The sequence below is a fragment of the Klebsiella sp. GG_Kp173 genome (genome assembly GCF_040062415.1).
Classification (GTDB): Bacteria; Pseudomonadota; Gammaproteobacteria; order Enterobacterales; family Enterobacteriaceae; genus Klebsiella; species Klebsiella quasipneumoniae.
In genome coordinates this window covers 21,117-36,378 of sequence record NZ_JBEAFZ010000089.1, presented here as the reverse complement: position 1 = coordinate 36,378, position 15,262 = coordinate 21,117, and the positions used below count along the sequence as shown (strand labels likewise).

15 protein-coding genes and 1 pseudogene are annotated in these 15,262 nt (G+C 52.8%); 3 read left to right on the top strand and 13 right to left on the bottom strand.

Features of this window, described 5'->3' with window-relative positions; genetic code table 11:
• Window positions 1-39 precede the first annotated feature (39 nt).
• A complete protein-coding gene (gene yedA, locus ABLU50_RS24785) occupies window positions 40-951 on the top strand; it encodes a drug/metabolite exporter YedA (RefSeq protein WP_004203484.1) in 912 nt (303 codons plus the stop codon).
• Here the strand turns inward: yedA and ABLU50_RS24780 are convergent.
• From ABLU50_RS24780 to drpB, 4 genes are all read right to left on the bottom strand, one after another.
• The gene (locus tag ABLU50_RS24780) at window positions 926-1,420 is read right to left on the bottom strand and encodes a very short patch repair endonuclease (protein WP_087832155.1); all 495 of its coding nucleotides are present in this window, start codon (window positions 1,418-1,420) and stop codon (window positions 926-928) included. The two genes, yedA and ABLU50_RS24780, sit on opposite strands and share 26 nt — an antisense overlap.
• Window positions 1,401-2,801, bottom strand: a complete 1,401-nt coding sequence (locus tag ABLU50_RS24775) for a DNA cytosine methyltransferase (protein WP_176391509.1) — start codon at window positions 2,799-2,801, stop codon at window positions 1,401-1,403. The genes ABLU50_RS24780 and ABLU50_RS24775 overlap by 20 nt, the downstream gene beginning before the upstream one ends.
• A 76-nt stretch (window positions 2,802-2,877) precedes the next feature.
• Entirely contained in the window at window positions 2,878-3,588 is a 711-nt protein-coding gene (locus tag ABLU50_RS24770) for a phosphohydrolase (protein ID WP_060656086.1), read from the bottom strand.
• 41 nt (window positions 3,589-3,629) lie between these two features.
• Entirely contained in the window at window positions 3,630-3,911 is a 282-nt protein-coding gene (gene drpB / locus ABLU50_RS24765) for a cell division protein DrpB (RefSeq protein WP_004203489.1), read from the bottom strand.
• Window positions 3,912-4,447: 536 nt separating this feature from the next.
• Here drpB and ompC point away from each other — a divergent pair.
• Window positions 4,448-5,584: a porin OmpC gene (gene ompC / locus ABLU50_RS24760; RefSeq protein WP_087832153.1), complete on the top strand. Its 1,137-nt coding sequence runs from the start codon at window positions 4,448-4,450 to the stop codon at window positions 5,582-5,584.
• Window positions 5,585-6,189: 605 nt separating this feature from the next.
• On the opposite strand, the gene ABLU50_RS24755 is transcribed toward ompC, so the two are convergent.
• From ABLU50_RS24755 to ABLU50_RS24740, 4 genes and pseudogenes are all read right to left on the bottom strand, one after another.
• The gene (locus tag ABLU50_RS24755) at window positions 6,190-6,516 is read right to left on the bottom strand and encodes a hypothetical protein (protein ID WP_032418752.1); all 327 of its coding nucleotides are present in this window, start codon (window positions 6,514-6,516) and stop codon (window positions 6,190-6,192) included.
• Window positions 6,517-6,518: 2 nt separating this feature from the next.
• On the bottom strand, window positions 6,519-6,758 hold the full coding sequence (locus ABLU50_RS24750) for a hypothetical protein (protein ID WP_004216505.1): 240 nt from the start codon (window positions 6,756-6,758) through the stop codon (window positions 6,519-6,521).
• Between the two features lie 411 nt (window positions 6,759-7,169).
• Window positions 7,170-7,592, bottom strand: a complete 423-nt coding sequence (locus ABLU50_RS24745; RefSeq protein WP_032409522.1) for a hypothetical protein — start codon at window positions 7,590-7,592, stop codon at window positions 7,170-7,172.
• A 50-nt stretch (window positions 7,593-7,642) separates the two neighbouring features.
• Window positions 7,643-7,834, bottom strand: a pseudogene (locus tag ABLU50_RS24740) (helix-turn-helix domain-containing protein); the annotation flags it as partial.
• 341 nt (window positions 7,835-8,175) lie between these two features.
• Here ABLU50_RS24740 and ABLU50_RS24735 point away from each other — a divergent pair.
• On the top strand, window positions 8,176-8,451 hold the full coding sequence (locus ABLU50_RS24735; RefSeq protein WP_087832152.1) for a hypothetical protein: 276 nt from the start codon (window positions 8,176-8,178) through the stop codon (window positions 8,449-8,451).
• Between the two features lie 31 nt (window positions 8,452-8,482).
• On the opposite strand, the gene ABLU50_RS24730 is transcribed toward ABLU50_RS24735, so the two are convergent.
• From ABLU50_RS24730 to ABLU50_RS24710, 5 genes are read right to left on the bottom strand one after another with little or no spacing between them, the layout of a single operon-like run.
• Window positions 8,483-8,680 (bottom strand): hypothetical protein, encoded by a 198-nt coding sequence (locus ABLU50_RS24730; protein ID WP_087832151.1) that lies wholly within the window; start codon window positions 8,678-8,680, stop codon window positions 8,483-8,485.
• A gap of 4 nt (window positions 8,681-8,684) precedes the next feature.
• The gene (locus ABLU50_RS24725) at window positions 8,685-11,096 is read right to left on the bottom strand and encodes a hypothetical protein (protein WP_348864948.1); all 2,412 of its coding nucleotides are present in this window, start codon (window positions 11,094-11,096) and stop codon (window positions 8,685-8,687) included.
• A gap of 56 nt (window positions 11,097-11,152) precedes the next feature.
• Window positions 11,153-14,221: a host specificity factor TipJ family phage tail protein gene (locus tag ABLU50_RS24720; protein WP_087832150.1), complete on the bottom strand. Its 3,069-nt coding sequence runs from the start codon at window positions 14,219-14,221 to the stop codon at window positions 11,153-11,155.
• Entirely contained in the window at window positions 14,218-14,598 is a 381-nt protein-coding gene (locus ABLU50_RS24715) for a hypothetical protein (protein WP_017880229.1), read from the bottom strand. Before ABLU50_RS24715 ends, ABLU50_RS24720 begins: the two co-directional genes overlap by 4 nt.
• A gap of 9 nt (window positions 14,599-14,607) precedes the next feature.
• Window positions 14,608-15,090 (bottom strand): DUF1833 family protein, encoded by a 483-nt coding sequence (locus tag ABLU50_RS24710; RefSeq protein ID WP_024623174.1) that lies wholly within the window; start codon window positions 15,088-15,090, stop codon window positions 14,608-14,610.
• Window positions 15,091-15,262: the final 172 nt, after the last annotated feature.

Below are 15,262 nucleotides of genomic sequence, written 5' to 3'. Positions count from 1 at the left end.
ATATGTCCCCTTTCTATCTCTGCACCGTCGTGAGGAAGTATGTCTACCCGTCAGCTGTTACCGCTTATCGGGGCGCTGTTTGCGCTGTATATCATTTGGGGCTCTACCTATTTCGCCATCGCCGTCGGCGTCGCCAGCTGGCCGCCGCTGATGATGGCCGGAATTCGCTTTCTCTCTGCCGGCGTGCTGCTGCTGGGATGGCTGTTGGCCACCGGCCATAAACTGCCGGCCCGCAGGCCGTTGCTTAATGCCGCGCTGATCGGGGTTTTGCTGCTGGCCGTCGGCAACGGCTTTGTCACCCTGGCCGAACATCAGCACGTTCCCTCCGGGATCGCCGCGGTGATGGTCGCCACCGTTCCGCTGTTCACCCTGTGCTTCAGCCGCTTTTTCGGCATCGCCACTCGGAAGCTGGAGTGGCTGGGGATTGCCATTGGCCTCGCGGGTATTGTGATGCTTAACAGCGGGGGCAACCTGAACGGCAACCCCTGGGGCGCACTGCTGATTCTGATTGGCTCCCTGAGCTGGGCCTTCGGCTCGGTTTACGGCTCGCGGATCGTGCTGCCGACCGGCATGATGGCGGGGGCAATCGAGATGCTCGCCGCCGGGATCGTCCTGCTGGCCGCCTCATGGCTGAGCGGTGAAACCTTAACCCGCGTTCCGTCGTGGTCCGGGATCGCCGCCGTAGCCTACCTGGCTATCTTTGGCTCGCTGATTGCCATCAACGCCTACATGTTTTTGATCCGCAATGTCACCCCGGCGGTGGCCACCAGCTACGCCTATGTCAACCCGGTGGTAGCGGTTCTCCTTGGCACCGGATTCGGTGGCGAAAGCCTGTCACTGATCGAGTGGCTGGCGCTGGCGGTGATTATTTTCGCCGTCGTGCTGGTGACGCTGGGCAAATATCTCTTCCCGGTTCGCAGCGAAGCTACCCCTTGTAAGGCGTCGAAATAAGCGCCAGTTCGCGGATCCCCTGGGTGTCGATCTGCGCGTCGTGTCCGGCGCCGCAGATCCACTCTTCCAGACGCTCGGTGAGCGCCTCGTCATTCAGCTTCAGGCGACCGCGCAGGGCGCACTCCCAGACGATAAGCACCCGCCAGCCCTGCTCGGCCAGCTTTTGCCGGTCACGGGCATCGCGCGCTACGTTGCCGGCGATCTTGTCCAGCCAGAACGCCGTCCGGGTGGCCGGCACCTTAAACAGGTAACAGTCATGGTGGTGCCAGAAACAGCCGTGGGTAAAAATGACGCAACGGTAGTCGGGTAAAGCGAAATCGGGGCGCCCCGGCAGCTCGCGATCCTGAGCAATAAAGGTGAATCCCGCCTGAGTCAACAGCGCCGCTATCCGCTTTTCGATCGCCGTATCGCGCGTGGCGATAGCCCGCATATTTTTACTGCGTGTGGCTTTATCGTGAACATCCGCCATCGTTATCATCCGCTTCGCGACGCGCCACCGCCTGAGCGATGCGCGGGGCCAGGAGCTTCGCCACCGCGGCGAAGACCGGAACCACTACCGAGTTGCCGAACTGACGATAGGCCTGGGTATCCGACACCGGGATGCGGAAACGCGCCCCCTGAGGCGATTCGAAGCCCATCAATCGGGCGCACTCCCGCGGCGTCAGCCGACGAGGACGCCGCTGTTGATTCTGCGGATCGTCAAAATGCGTCTCGCCCAGCGGCCGGTCCCAGCCGCGATCGACGAGAATTTCGGCGCCATCTTTATAGTAGCGGGCGGAGAGCGTCCGGGCCACGCTGTGGGGATTGGCGGGGTCCACCAGGCCATAACCAAAGCCATTGCCCCGCGCCTGATGCTTGCGCGCATAGCGATAAAGATATTTCCACAGTACCGGCGTGAGGATAAATTTGGCATCCACCGTCGGCTCCAGCAGCTCGCCAAACGTTGGCCGAACCGCCGGGTAAAGCGCCGCGATATCGCGCAGCGTAAACCCTTCGTGCAGGTGCAGATCGCGACGGAAGCCTACCAGCACGATGCGCTCCCGGTGCTGTGGTAAGAAATGGCGCCCGTCGATCACTTTCGGATCGTCCGGCCCGCTATGCCCGGCGTCAGCGACCTCATACCCCAGCTCATCCAGTGTCTGCATGATGATGCGGAAGGTGCGTCCCTGATCGTGACTTTTGAGATTTTTAACATTCTCCAGCACAAAGATCGCCGGCTGACGGGCGGCGATAATTCTCACCACATCAAAAAACAGCGTCCCCTGGGTTTCGCAGGCAAAGCCGTGGGCGCGACCCATGGCATTTTTTTTCGATACGCCGGCGAGTGAGAAAGGCTGGCAGGGAAAGCCGGCCAGCAGCACATCATGCTGCGGGATAGTCTCGCGGATATGCTGCGCCGCCTCGTCATCGCTAACGTCGGGGCGATGGCTGAGGGTGATATCGCGGATATCTTCATTGAAACGGTGTTGCTGCGGATCGCAATACCAGTTGGCCTTATAGGTGCGCACCGCATGCTTATTCCACTCGCTGGTAAAGACGCACTGCCCGCCGATGGCTTCAAAACCGCTGCGGATCCCGCCGATACCGGCAAACAGATCGACAAAGCGGAACCCATAGTGCGGATGATGGGCCGGCGGCGACGGCAGCAGCGTCGCCAGATGAGCGACCTCCTGCGGACGCAAACGCCCCGCCGCGCGGCCGAGGGCCGCCACGCGCTTGAGGATCGCCGCGCTCCAGTGCTGCTCCCCGACGCTCACCAGCTCGGCGACCAGCGTTTTCACATCGTAGATCGTCATCAGCTGACTCAGCAGCGCCTGAGCCTCTTCACCGGCCTGCTGCGTCAATGACAACGACCTGTTTTCCTTGATTAACTTTTGTGGCATATCCTCAACCAGCGCGGACGATTTTTGCAGAGAGTACCATAAATCACTGGTCGGTTGACGGCTGCGGTGCAAAGCGGCGTAAAACCGCCTCATCCAGCGCCATAGGCTCCCCCTTCAGCTCCGCGCTGATCTTGGCCATAAACTCGACGAGGAAGCGCGCATTATGCTGCGCCATAGCCCTTCCTGCGGCGGTCTGCATGGTTTCCGGCAGGCGCAGGAGTTTGCACTGGAAATGGTCGAGGGCATATTTTCTGTCATCCAGCGCTCGCCGGTCGGCGAAAGGATCGTCGGCATCAAACAGAATGGTGTTTAGGGCGCCGGCGACGGCGAAGACCCGCGCCAGGCCAATCGCCCCAAGCGACTCGAGACGGTCGGCGTCCTGGACGATTTTCGCCTCCAGCGTGCGCGGCGGGATCGCCGCGCTAAAGCTGTGCGCCTCAATAGCATGGCAGACCGCCGCATAGCGGTCTGCGGGAAAATCGGTAAACGACGACTGCAAAATCGCCAGGGTTTTCTCGGCAGCCATCATCGAAGAGCGGCTTCGCTCCGGATGATTTTTAGGCAGACTGACAATGTCATGAAAATAGCAGGCCGTGAGAAGCACCAGCCTGTCGACTTCCACCTCCCCGGCGGCCAGCCGGGTGGCGGTGGCCCAGACGCGACGAAAATGGGACAGATCGTGCGCCGCATCCTCCTGGGCGTGGTGCGTCAGTATCCAGTGCTCAAATCGTTGCTGCCAGTCTACCAGGTTCATAGGCGTTCCTTATCTGAAGGTCAGCCTCGAGCATAGCAACTTTACGACCGATGATCCCGCCTGCTTCTGGCGGGCCGTGTATACCAGACGACAGCACCTAGGATCGCGCCAATGCCGGCGAGCACCAGCATCCCCAACAGGGCGCCAAGCCATTTCCCTGCCATTGTGCCAAAGTCGCCCTCCGCGCTGGCGCCGGGAACGCTGTGAATTTTCCCTACCACCCACCAGTAACGCACAATGACCCAGACACAATATCCGCAAAAGGCATACAACGCCCAGAGCGCGAGTTTGCCGCCCGGGCTGCGTTTTGCCTGCTCTTCCATCTCATTCTTCTCCGTGACAAATCATACTACTGCCACCCAAAACGTGACACGCATCACATTATACCGCCAACCTGCGCCACAGGCAGCAGTTTCATCCTTGTCTTCTGCACCTACTTATCTCTTATGCTGCCAATGGATACCCAAGGGTTTGTTCTTTATTACTTACCCACAGGATTAAACATTAACGACATCAACCATGCCGCGTATTGTACTTATCTCACCCGGCGAGTTTGTCTCATAAATTATATTTAAATGCTGAATAACCCCCCTCGCCGTAAATTAATAAAAATAATTTCATTTGGTTAACCGATTCCGCAACAAAACAACATAACTCATTGCTATATAACAAAATAATAATAAAAGCATATTCATTTAAATTTAATATAACGAACCATTTGGAAATATTTTGCAATATCTTACATTATTTATTTACATATTTTATTTTAAATAAAAATGAACCTGGTCGTTAGTATCTGATAGTCATTCCGGAGGGATTGTCATAATTCACAGAAATTATTATTAAAAGGGAATATATAATGAAAAGAAAAGTACTGGCTCTCATGGTTCCGGCATTATTAATGGCCAATGCCGTTAATGCCGCGGAAATCTATAACAACAACGGCAACAAACTGGACCTTTACGGGAAAGTCGCCGGCCTGCACTATTTCTCAGACGACACTTCAGAGGACGGCGATCAGACCTATGCACGCTTTGGCATCAAAGGCGAAACGCAGATCGCTTCCGAGTCAACCGGCTACGGTCAGTGGGAATACAATATCAAGGCCAATACCAGCGAAAATGAAGGAGCGAATTCCTGGACCCGTCTGGCCTTCGCCGGTCTGAAGTTTGCTGACTATGGCTCACTGGACTATGGCCGTAATTACGGCGTGGTGTACGACATCGAATCCTGGACTGATATGCTGCCAGAATTCGGCGGCGATACCTACACCCAGACCGACGTCTACATGACCGGCCGCACCAACGGGGTGGCCACCTACCGTAACAGCGATTTCTTCGGCCTCGTCGACGGCCTGCATTTCGCCCTGCAGTATCAGGGTAATAATGAAAACGCCGGTTCTGGCGAAGGCACTAACAACGGTGGTGCTCGTAAACTGGCGCGGGAAAATGGCGACGGGTTTGGTATCTCCAGCTACTACGATCTCGATATGGGCATCAGCTTCGGGGCCGCCTACTCATCTTCCGACCGTACCCATAACCAGCTGGCGGCAGCACGTAGCAGCCATATTTATGCCAACGGTGATAAAGCCGACGCCTGGACCGTCGGCGCCAAATATGACGCCAACAACATCTATCTGGCCGCCATGTATGCGGAGACCCGCAACATGACCTTCTACGGCAACGGCGCTATTGCCAACAAGACGCAGAACTTTGAAGTCGTCGCCCAGTACCAGTTCGATGAGTATAATTTACCGCTGCGTCCGTCTGTGGCCTATCTGCAATCAAAGGGTAAAGATCTCTACTCCTCTTCTCGCTTCGGCGACAAGGATCTGGTCAAGTATGTCGACATCGGCATGACCTACCACTTCAATAAAAATATGTCCACCTATGTGGATTACAAAATCAACCTGCTGGATGAGGACGACCGCTTCTACAGCAACAACGGTATCTCGACCGATGATATCGTGGCCCTCGGTCTGGTTTACCAGTTCTGATCCCCATCTAAGCCCGCGCTCAGCGGGCTTTTTCTTGTTCCCGCTCCGTTGAGATCACTCTTTTCGACATTGCCGCTTTCCAGGCGTACCTTCCCTCTTTATGATGCGTTTAAGCTCGTTCGGGCAAATTGCGGCGGTAAGACCACACAAGGACAAGGCAAAGTACCGCGTCTTTACGCTGAAACCAGGACGATGATGATGGCGATACCCCAGCGCAGGCGTTATACCTGAAGCTAACGGTATTATTGAAGGGGAATGGTCAGAGAAAGAATAGTGGCGGAGAGAGGGGGATTTGAACCCCCGGTAGAGTTGCCCCTACTCCGGTTTTCGAGACCGGACTGCTTTTCTTTAAAAACAGATATTTACCGATTTTTTTGAGAAAATACCTCAAATTTCACACACAACCTTTTCAATAAGTTAGCCACCTTCAAAACTTCATTTTCTCATGAAATTTTCGACATTAGCCCTTAATGATTGGCTGGGAATACTTTCGCCTCTGAAAGAAGTTGCGAGCGCCTTTCCAGTATCGAATGGCGCTACTTTACCAGCATGTTTTTATAGGCTTTTCATCCAGGGGTAAGGATGAAATTTAGGTGCACCACTTTTCATATTACTGGATAATCATCATCATCCTTCCATATCCGGTTAATAACGAATGTCACTATTCCTAACACTACGACGTCGTCGAGTGCTTCACCTTCCAGCGCCTCACCATCACGAGTAATAAACGCCTTCCCCATAACTTTCGCAAAATCCGTACCGCCGGTGTATTGAATTAAAACGGTGTCTCCTTGTTTTGGTTTAACGGAGAAATCCACAACGGCATAGCCTGTTTCTGTTACTACAACCCGAGTATTAGGGCCGATGCTGCATAGCTTATCGACGGTTAACCGCCCCTCCACATAGTCTGATGCTGGCGATGGAAATCCCACGATTACAGCCCTCCATTCGGGTTGTAAAGCTGGAACGTGCGATCGTCACCTTCCTGCGTTGAGACATCCCGGAATGTCGTCACATAGTGCTCTATCCACTGGTTAGCCTGCCGTGGCGACCAGTGCCAGTTATATCTCTCCAGTTCCTGCAGAAATCGCCTGGTGGTGAGGATGCGCTTTCCGTTAGGCAGGATATCTATTGCCTTACGGCAGGCCGTCTCGATTTCGTATAAACGCGGCATACTTCCCCCTGTCAAACTTACTGTATATAAATACAGTAAATGCATGTGTGCAGCAGATCAATATTGGCAGTGGCTATCAATGATCAGCGCTGACGTAACGCATTGATGCCTCAATTCGACTGGCAACATTGAGCAGGGAAATATTTATAAATCGTCTTCACCCCCTCCTATTACATCGGCTACCGACCCAATGTTTTAACTGCTCAGACCAGAAATATCTGGAAGCTTTAGGCATCTTCTTGGAAGATAGATGAGCGCAAAGACGCACACAGCAATGATGTTATGTAGTATTTTCCCCTTGAGTGTGCCTGCTCAAGGGGATTTTTTATCGCCGTATTGTACTGGCAAAAATTTGTAAATCGTCTTCACTCCCACGCCTGTCACATCGGCCACACGCTACTGGACGGGCGCTTAGTCCGGTATGTTTCTCGCGCTACTACTGCTTACGTTAACGTCTGGTAATGATCTAGCGGCGCGACGTAAAGCGGCGTTGAAAGCAATTATAGTGACCGGCCGGCGTTGGTACTTCACACGGTTAGAATGGCTCTGAAATAAAAAAACATCTTCTGGATAGCGTTCTCTTCTACGAGCAATCATCGCCTCCACTGGAGGGGTTGATTTAACACGTAGCTCCTTCAGGTGACCCTGTTTTCGTATCAGTATCAAGTCACCATCAATATCATCATATCGAATACTCAGCAGCCTTCCAGCGCTTAAACCCGTGTGAAAAATTAACGCCCACAAGTCAGCCCATGTATCTGAGATGGAAACAAGATTGCTGTTAATAGTTAAAAATTGTTCAAAACTTATTGTTTTCTTACCGTTCACGAACAAACCAAACTGTTTTCAAAACTGAAAGTACTTATTATCTCAAATGTTACATATCACGGGAAGGGCAGGAATCCTTGATCGCGGACGGCAGCAGGAAAGTATTTGTAGATCGTCTTCACCCCCACCCCTATCACATCGGCTACCTGCTGCCGGGTAGCGCCGTTCTCCAGCATTCTGCGGCACTGCTCCACCACATCTTCAGTCATTACCCGGCGACGGCCACCGACTCTCCCCTGCTCCCTCGCAAATGGTTGGTAAAGAGGTGAATATACTGCTGTCGGCATCAAACGTATCATTTACGCATGGCACAAATATGGTATGCCCTGACCAGAAGTCGTTTGTAATGACATTACCAAATGCCATCAAGGTGTTTGCGCTAAACACTACCCAGTGCATTATTCTGGATGTGGGTGGAATGGCAAACCGTCACACGGATATTACCTCAATCCCTACATCAAGAACATCGCCAGGATACCCGGGGGCGGAGGTATTCGATTCAGCGAACATGATTTTATATCGATACATAGCCGGATACGGTTGGGGTAAAGTTACAATAACCGCTATTAGTTAATCGAGGACTATTAATATGTCATTCACAGTAACGAAAAGTATTAAGTGTATTTCGTCCTATCCGGAGTATGGTGCAGAATCAGAAGTTACCACTATTGAAAAACTGGTGACATTTTATGCCCGGCAGGTAGTCAGTCTGGATGCGGAAAATAATGCTCAGGTGATTTTTGATGTGGAAGTTGATGGAGCCAGTATTACCGGGGTTTACTATCACTCCTTTGCCTATTCAGGAACAGGAAGCCCGATAGAAGAAGCGGGGCTGTCTCTAAAAGATTCACTCAACGCAGAATAAAAAACCGCCAGCTTATAACTGGCGGGATTGGCTAAATGTCAAAAATATAGGTGATTTGAATATCAGTCCCCAATTGCCCAGTTAGTGCCATACACTGGTCAGCTGCCTGAAGTACAGCAGCCTGATTAGATTCACTGGACTCAAACTGTGCCAAGGGTGTTCCCTTGTTATCAGTAGAAACGCTGTAAACACCTTCCGCTTCCATCTGGTAAATGTAATATTGAGTCATCTCATCAGCTCCCCAGCAGTCGGTGACTGGTTACAGTTGGTAATTTTAAAGAAATTGTCCCGGTAAACCCAGCAATACGCAGCCCAACACGCACATGGCTCATCGGGTGTGCTTGATTATAAAACGAGCCTGCCTGCACAGCTTGGGTACAAAATCCCTGAAACTTATCAATTCTTCCGTTTGATGCTGCCAAAGCTGCAACATCTACAGCGGCACTGTAGTTTGTTGCCAGAGTATTTTCAGATACAGCGGCACTGTTCATTGTGAAAATACTACGGACTTCCACGCCACAGGATACATTTACGGCACCCGTGTACCCCGAGCCGACCTTTATCGCCCCTAATGCCCTGAACTTTTCATGCGAAAGAACATGGTATGGCAAAGCACACATTATGTAATACACATTGCTTTCACTATCCGATGTAAGGGTAATAGATTGCAAACCGTCGCCATCATTAGTGTCTGCTGGGCTATATGTCCACGTCCCGTTAACACGATACCAACCATATGAATCAGCAGCTGACACAGCACCAGTGTATGCGTCGCCAGCTGTTCCGCTGAAACGGTTGGTACTTATTACTCGCTTATCCTCCCCTGTTGGGACGAACTTACCAAGCAGAACCGTTGATGCATCAAGAAGGTCTTCTATATTCTGTTGGAAATCCAAAACAATGGAGTTGTTAGCTGGCTGCCCAGACACTATAAGTGACTGATAAGCGGTTTTAGTCTGGTTCATTGTTGCTGTTGTACACCATACACGGCACGATTTTTCAATCAGCACATATGTGTTGATGACCGATGAATAAAACCAAGTTTTATTCCATCCCGAAGCCCCATTCTGGCCAGAACCAAGGTCAAGCATACAGTTTGAAAATACTACTTTCTTACCATATTTAGGGAAGGTAGTAGACGCTGTTACGTTAACCAGCATACCCTGCACGCCTTCAATGTGGCATTGGTTAAACGAAATAAGAGCATTACCATTTTTAGTTATTTTCACCATGTCGCCTGTCGGATAATCCAGCGAACATCCGTGGAAGAATAACTCAAATGCATTATTCTCTACGTAAATCAAGTCAGAGTCAGAGTCAGAAAGCAACCCATCTCTAAATACAAAGCGCTCTCCAGAGTTGTTTTTGGTATCCCCAACGATAGCAAGAGCATAGTTGTTTCTTGCGAGATGGAACCCGTCGAAGGTGTTGATATAGTTATCAATTGGGTTAATTTTAATGCCGTAGTAAAAGCCAATTGACTCAAAGTTGCGGACACGGCAACAGCGAACGTCAATAAAACCCGTAGCTGTATTGCCTATCTTGATACCCGCGTTCGACGTTCTTGCTGACCCGATAGGGTGAGTCAGTATCAGCCTACCACCTGTAAAAATATCTCTCTCAGTTTCCCACAGGAGTACAGACCTTGGGCGTGCTGTAGATGATGTATCATACGCAGAATCAAGTAACATAGGGAAGTAACTGTTATCAATTACTACCCCATCGGTATTAGTTACAGTGTAATAATCAAAATATGTGTCAACGTCCATCTTTAAGGTGACGAACGAAGGGATATGGATCGCCCCAGTCACATTATATCGCGTCTCACCACGCGGCATGCCCGGGATTCGGATGGTTGTGCAGTAATCAATAACCCCTTTCTTGTTTCCCCATAAAACAGCCAGGTCATACGCGATTTTGTTGATGCATGAGGAAATACTTTCGTATCCGACCGCCCCTAACAGGAATAAAGGGTTATATCCTTTTGACAGGTCAGCTTTCCAGCGTCGACCGTTGGCTGTCACAAAAACAGAATAGCCATTGTCAGGGCTGACTGTGTCAGCCGCATCGTAGGTCAATATTTCGTTAATGATTTGACCACCGGGAATGGCTTTTTCAAGAACGATCCACTGCCCGTCAACGGCTGGCTCAGTAAGTCGCAATGATGACAGCGACGCACATCTACCAACCATCTTAAGACCGTCGCCTGAACCCAGGTTTGAGCGAAGGGCCGCGTCACCGATGTTCGACCATTTCCCCGTGGGGTTTGCAGCCGACCACACACCGCCATCGTTCTCAGGAGAATCCCCGGCAATGACGTGCTCAAGCTCACCAAGGTATTTGTACCAGGAGCCATTGTAGTAGACGATTTGCTGGCGATTATCTACAGCCAGACCAACAGCCCAGTTGCCAAGCTCCTGCCAGCCGATAGCTGCAACTGCCTGCTCGCCGCGACCAGTGATGTAGTCGATAAAGCGGCTGAAGATCATCTCCATGCCGTGCCAGGTTTTGCGAAGCACACCTAACCGGTCCTCTAACTCCTCTTTTGTCCTGTCGTTAACGAATTTATCCACGTTTTCAGCGTTATCGTACAGGTCCTTTACGGCGGCGGAACCTAAAGGATTTTTCGTTTTATATGTGCTCATAGTCGCCCTATAACAAAAAAACCCGCCGAAGCGGGTTGTTGAGAGTTATTTCTGTTTTATGCAATGTCGCCGGGATAACTGGCGTTGTCGTAGTCGTAGAAGGATGCGCGGTACTCTTTGGCGGTAACCTGACACGTCCCGTCTGATTGTGGGGCAATCTCCTCAACAATGGCGTCATAGACATGACGCGTTGAGCCGCAGAACACCAGTCGGACTGGCTCAATGGCTGGTGAAGTCTGGTCAATCTTCAATGGGTCATCAAAATCACTCAGATGGGGAACGGACAACTGATAATCCCCCACTCTGCTCGCCACCATCAGACCGGATGCAGAACCATCCTGATAGCGGATCAGCGCACGGGGGTTTTCGAAAGACCAGTCCAGCGGCTCCGTAACGGTGAAGGTTGTCACGCCACCAGCCGTTGTCATCGCCTCCACCAGACAGGAAATCGTGTTGTTCCCCGGAATATCATCCGTGAGCACGATGCGATCGCCAGTGTTGTAGCAGAGCGCATCCAGCTCGGTGGTGGTCTGGTATGTAACCCGCTGCTGAAGATACTTCATCAGGCGACGCATGCCGATCTGGTAGGCGTGATCCTGATTGAGCACCCCATCGAGTTTGTAGTTCTCGATTTTCACCGGCGTGGGATTATCGGGTGTCCGGCATTTAACAGTCTCCTCTGCCCAGGTGACGCCGTTGATGTACGTCACGTCGACACCATCAAAATCATCGTCGGACGGCACGGTAAATCCGCTCTGTAGCTCCTCCACCATCTCATGCGGCGTTATGATCCCCGTCCAGGGCTTAATCCCCTCGCGGTTGACCGTCGCAAGGCCATCGCTTAACAGGAAGCGGGATTTCCCGGCACTGGCTATCATCTGCAGCATTTCCAGCGCCGAGATACTGTCGCCGGTGGCGAAATCGAAATTTTCGCCCCGTGGCGTCCAGTACGCGGCCTCCAGCGCGTTGATGGTATCGACGTCCATCTCCAGCCCCAGCGAGTTACCGACATGCAGCAGCGCCCCCGAAATAGTTCTGGCAGTTCCTGAGTCATAGGACCGCGTGGCCACAACGTTTACGCGGCGGTCTGACTGCGCCGCCAGCTTCCCGCCCGTCTCAACGGTCACCGCCATCAGCGACACATAGGGATAGGATGAAGGACGTGTCAGCAGCCGCCCGCGCAGTGCCTGCCAGTACATACTGTCTCGCGCGTTGTTTGAGCCCTGCTCATTGCGCCGACGGCAGCGAACTTCCACCAGCCCCGGAGAACTGAGGGTGATCCGCTCAGTGAAACCTAACCCGTTGATGTTTTTCAGCGCGTACTCGCCCTGGTGACTCACCCACCCCGATCCGGAACCGTAGACGCGATACTGTATCTCCCACTCAACGTGGCGAATCCGTTTTTTGCCCTTACTGTCAAAGCCGCAAATACCGTTCGGGAAAGAGAAATTCACCTCGAACATATCGACGGTCTCATTTTCAGGGCAAACCAGGAACGGCCCCAGCCAGCTCAGCGTGTCGTTAAGACCAGTGGCCTCATAGTCGATCATCGTCCTGGCGGTGAATCCCGGCCACGACTCATCAACGGACCCATTAACCAGGCGCGCCACTGTTGCCGTTGTGCCGTCGGCAGAGACGATCTGGTACTCATTCCCGCGGTGAGCAAGGGAAAGCCGTTGCACACCTTCAGGCATGCCCGAGAATGCGGTTCCCGTAGTGCTGTTATACGCAAGCGTCACGTTTGCCGTTACCGCCGGGCTGCCGCCGGTTGATGCCGTGCCGGAGGTGTAAACCGGGGCATCACCGAAAACGGCTGCAGGCAGTGAGGAGGATGTGATTGCCCCACCAACGAACGGACTGGCCGCCTCGGTTATTAGTACGGTACCGCCGTTGTCCCGTGCGACCAGGCCGGAGCCAGTGAGCCCCTCGGTAATAGCCGCCAGCAGTCCCGACATCGAGATATAGTTCGCTACCAGCGACACCGTATAGGTGGTACCCTGCCATGTGATCATGAACGTACTGGAACTGGTCGAAAAATCGTAGGTAACAGGAGCGGCACTGGCCTGAATTTTTGCTGCACTGCCACCCTCGCCAGGCACCGCCTCCTGACCTGGGGTATAGGACGCAATGACGAGGTCATAATCGACACTGTTGAAACTCAGCGTCACCGGCATACCAGCTACGGGGGCAAGTTCGGTAAGCAACGAGCTGGCAAAAACACTGTAACCAGAAGAGGTGGAGATCAGATAATTTGTCGGCGCCTTAATTTCAACTATGGCCCCCGTTACCCAGCTGTCCGGAAGAGAATTATCGTCCTCGTCGTCATCGTCACCATCATCCGTATCAAGGCCTGTAAAGGTTACGGATGCACCAGAAACCGTCATGCTGTCAGCGATAATATCGTCGGAATCAGGTGAGGTCTGGGCCATGTCCAGCCCTGTTCCGCTTGATGTTCCACCGACCTCTGTCGAGTTGAACCAGTTCTCGCTGCGCTCATCGCCGGAAACGTCAGCGCCTGGCGGGTAATGGGTGCTGCTGAACCCCGGCAGCGTTGAAGCTGGCGTACTGCCAACCCGGATATCGCCATTGGTATAAATCAGATCACCGACACCGAGACACAGCAGCATCTGGACGCGCATTTTCGTAGGATCGGCGGCATCAAACCGGGTAACCGGCTGCACCACATAATCAGGGTAGATACGCACCCGACCAAACACCTCACGAATGGCATCACCGAGTTTTGCAGTATTTGCCTTTGCCGGGTTCAGGTCGAGACTCCGCCCTGTGGATGAGGTATAGCCCCCCGTATCGATACTGCTCATCATAAACAGCGAATAAGCTGCTGCAGCAACGGAGATGCCGACACCTATCCACGCGATGGTGGCGGCCTCCAGCCCGAAGGGCACCGGATAAAGCCGGACATCACTTTCAGGGTGGATCACGCAAGTAGCCCACTCGCCTGGCGGAATGGACAGACCGTCAACCTCAATGGTTAACGGCGGTACATCCCGATCCTCGTAACCTTCAACATTCACCGCCAGCCAGTTTCGAAGGCTGGTTACGCCATGTTCATGCGTTTCGAGAGGTTCACCGGGAAGCCGGGACGGATAAAAACGAATGGTCATTGCCAGAACTCCACTTTGACAAATCGGCGCTTAAACCGCGGCAACGGCAGGAAGGTGACGTTCGTTCCCGGATTACATTCCGCCACATGCAGCAGGCCACCGATACTGACAACGATCCCCACATGGGTGACGGTCGACCCGGAATAGCAGGCCACGCCAGCCCCTTCGCAGGGCTCGCAGCGCTCAAGGGTAAGCATCATCCTGCGCGCTTCCCGGTCGAGGCCGCCGTCGTCTTTGGTGACCCCTGCAAAATCGGGCCAGACGGGTAAATTCAGGTCGCGGCGTATCTCGTTCACAATGCCGAAACAGTCGAGTTGCGGGTATACGCGCCCGCCCTTCAGCCAGGTGACTGAACGGTATTTATCAGGGTTAAACATTGGGATTCCTTAGCTGATATAACGCAGTCCGGGGAATACAGGGAGCGTGTAGCGGTATCGCGGCCAGGCTGTATCAAGGATATTCATATAACCCGCGGTAATCTGCGCCTCTGTCGCCGTCCAGTAACCAGACTTGATTTTCAGCGTATACGGCACTTCCGCAGGGGCCGCTAAATCCGTGGAGATAAAACAGCGGTATGTCAGCGATGCAGACAACCTGTTAGCCAGGGCATTGCGGATCGTCGTGGACACAACACCATCAACATTGCACAGGGCAAATTTCAAATCTTGCGTACCGTCCGCGTTGCGCGCCGGCAGCGCAATGTCAATCGCGCAGGCGGTAAACGTTACGGTATTGCCGCTCTCTGTCGTCGCCGTAATATCCTCATACCCCTGGCACAGGTAGTGAACATCTGAGCCAACGGTGATCTGCAGCGTTTCAATGATCACCTCCGGCCCGCTGCTGGCATAGAGCCTGTTAAGCCTTGTCATGATTTTTACCCAATAAAAAAGGCCACCCGAAGGTGGCCTTAAAAATTGGTGTCGAATGTGGGTGTACCCTCACCGGCAGGATCGCTATTCCTCACTTTATTTCACGCTCCGGCTACGGAGCGGCATGAAGGACTTTCCCACAAATCGACACAGGTTATTATGAAGGTGAAAC

Bases quoted from the DNA above. Each gene is read 5' to 3' on its own strand.
- ABLU50_RS24730 (WP_087832151.1), bottom strand. From the start codon at position 8,680: ATGACTCAATATTACATTTACCAGATGGAAGCGGAAGGTGTTTACAGC.
- yedA (WP_004203484.1), top strand. From the start codon at position 40: ATGTCTACCCGTCAGCTGTTACCGCTTATCGGGGCGCTGTTTGCGCTG.
- ABLU50_RS24720 (WP_087832150.1), bottom strand. From the start codon at position 14,221: ATGACCATTCGTTTTTATCCGTCCCGGCTTCCCGGTGAACCTCTCGAA.
- ompC (WP_087832153.1), top strand. From the start codon at position 4,448: ATGAAAAGAAAAGTACTGGCTCTCATGGTTCCGGCATTATTAATGGCC.
- drpB (WP_004203489.1), bottom strand. From the start codon at position 3,911: ATGGAAGAGCAGGCAAAACGCAGCCCGGGCGGCAAACTCGCGCTCTGG.
- ABLU50_RS24735 (WP_087832152.1), top strand. From the start codon at position 8,176: ATGTCATTCACAGTAACGAAAAGTATTAAGTGTATTTCGTCCTATCCG.
- ABLU50_RS24750 (WP_004216505.1), bottom strand. From the start codon at position 6,758: ATGCCGCGTTTATACGAAATCGAGACGGCCTGCCGTAAGGCAATAGAT.
- ABLU50_RS24780 (WP_087832155.1), bottom strand. From the start codon at position 1,420: ATGGCGGATGTTCACGATAAAGCCACACGCAGTAAAAATATGCGGGCT.
- ABLU50_RS24710 (WP_024623174.1), bottom strand. From the start codon at position 15,090: ATGACAAGGCTTAACAGGCTCTATGCCAGCAGCGGGCCGGAGGTGATC.
- ABLU50_RS24725 (WP_348864948.1), bottom strand. From the start codon at position 11,096: ATGAGCACATATAAAACGAAAAATCCTTTAGGTTCCGCCGCCGTAAAG.
- ABLU50_RS24715 (WP_017880229.1), bottom strand. From the start codon at position 14,598: ATGTTTAACCCTGATAAATACCGTTCAGTCACCTGGCTGAAGGGCGGG.
- ABLU50_RS24770 (WP_060656086.1), bottom strand. From the start codon at position 3,588: ATGAACCTGGTAGACTGGCAGCAACGATTTGAGCACTGGATACTGACG.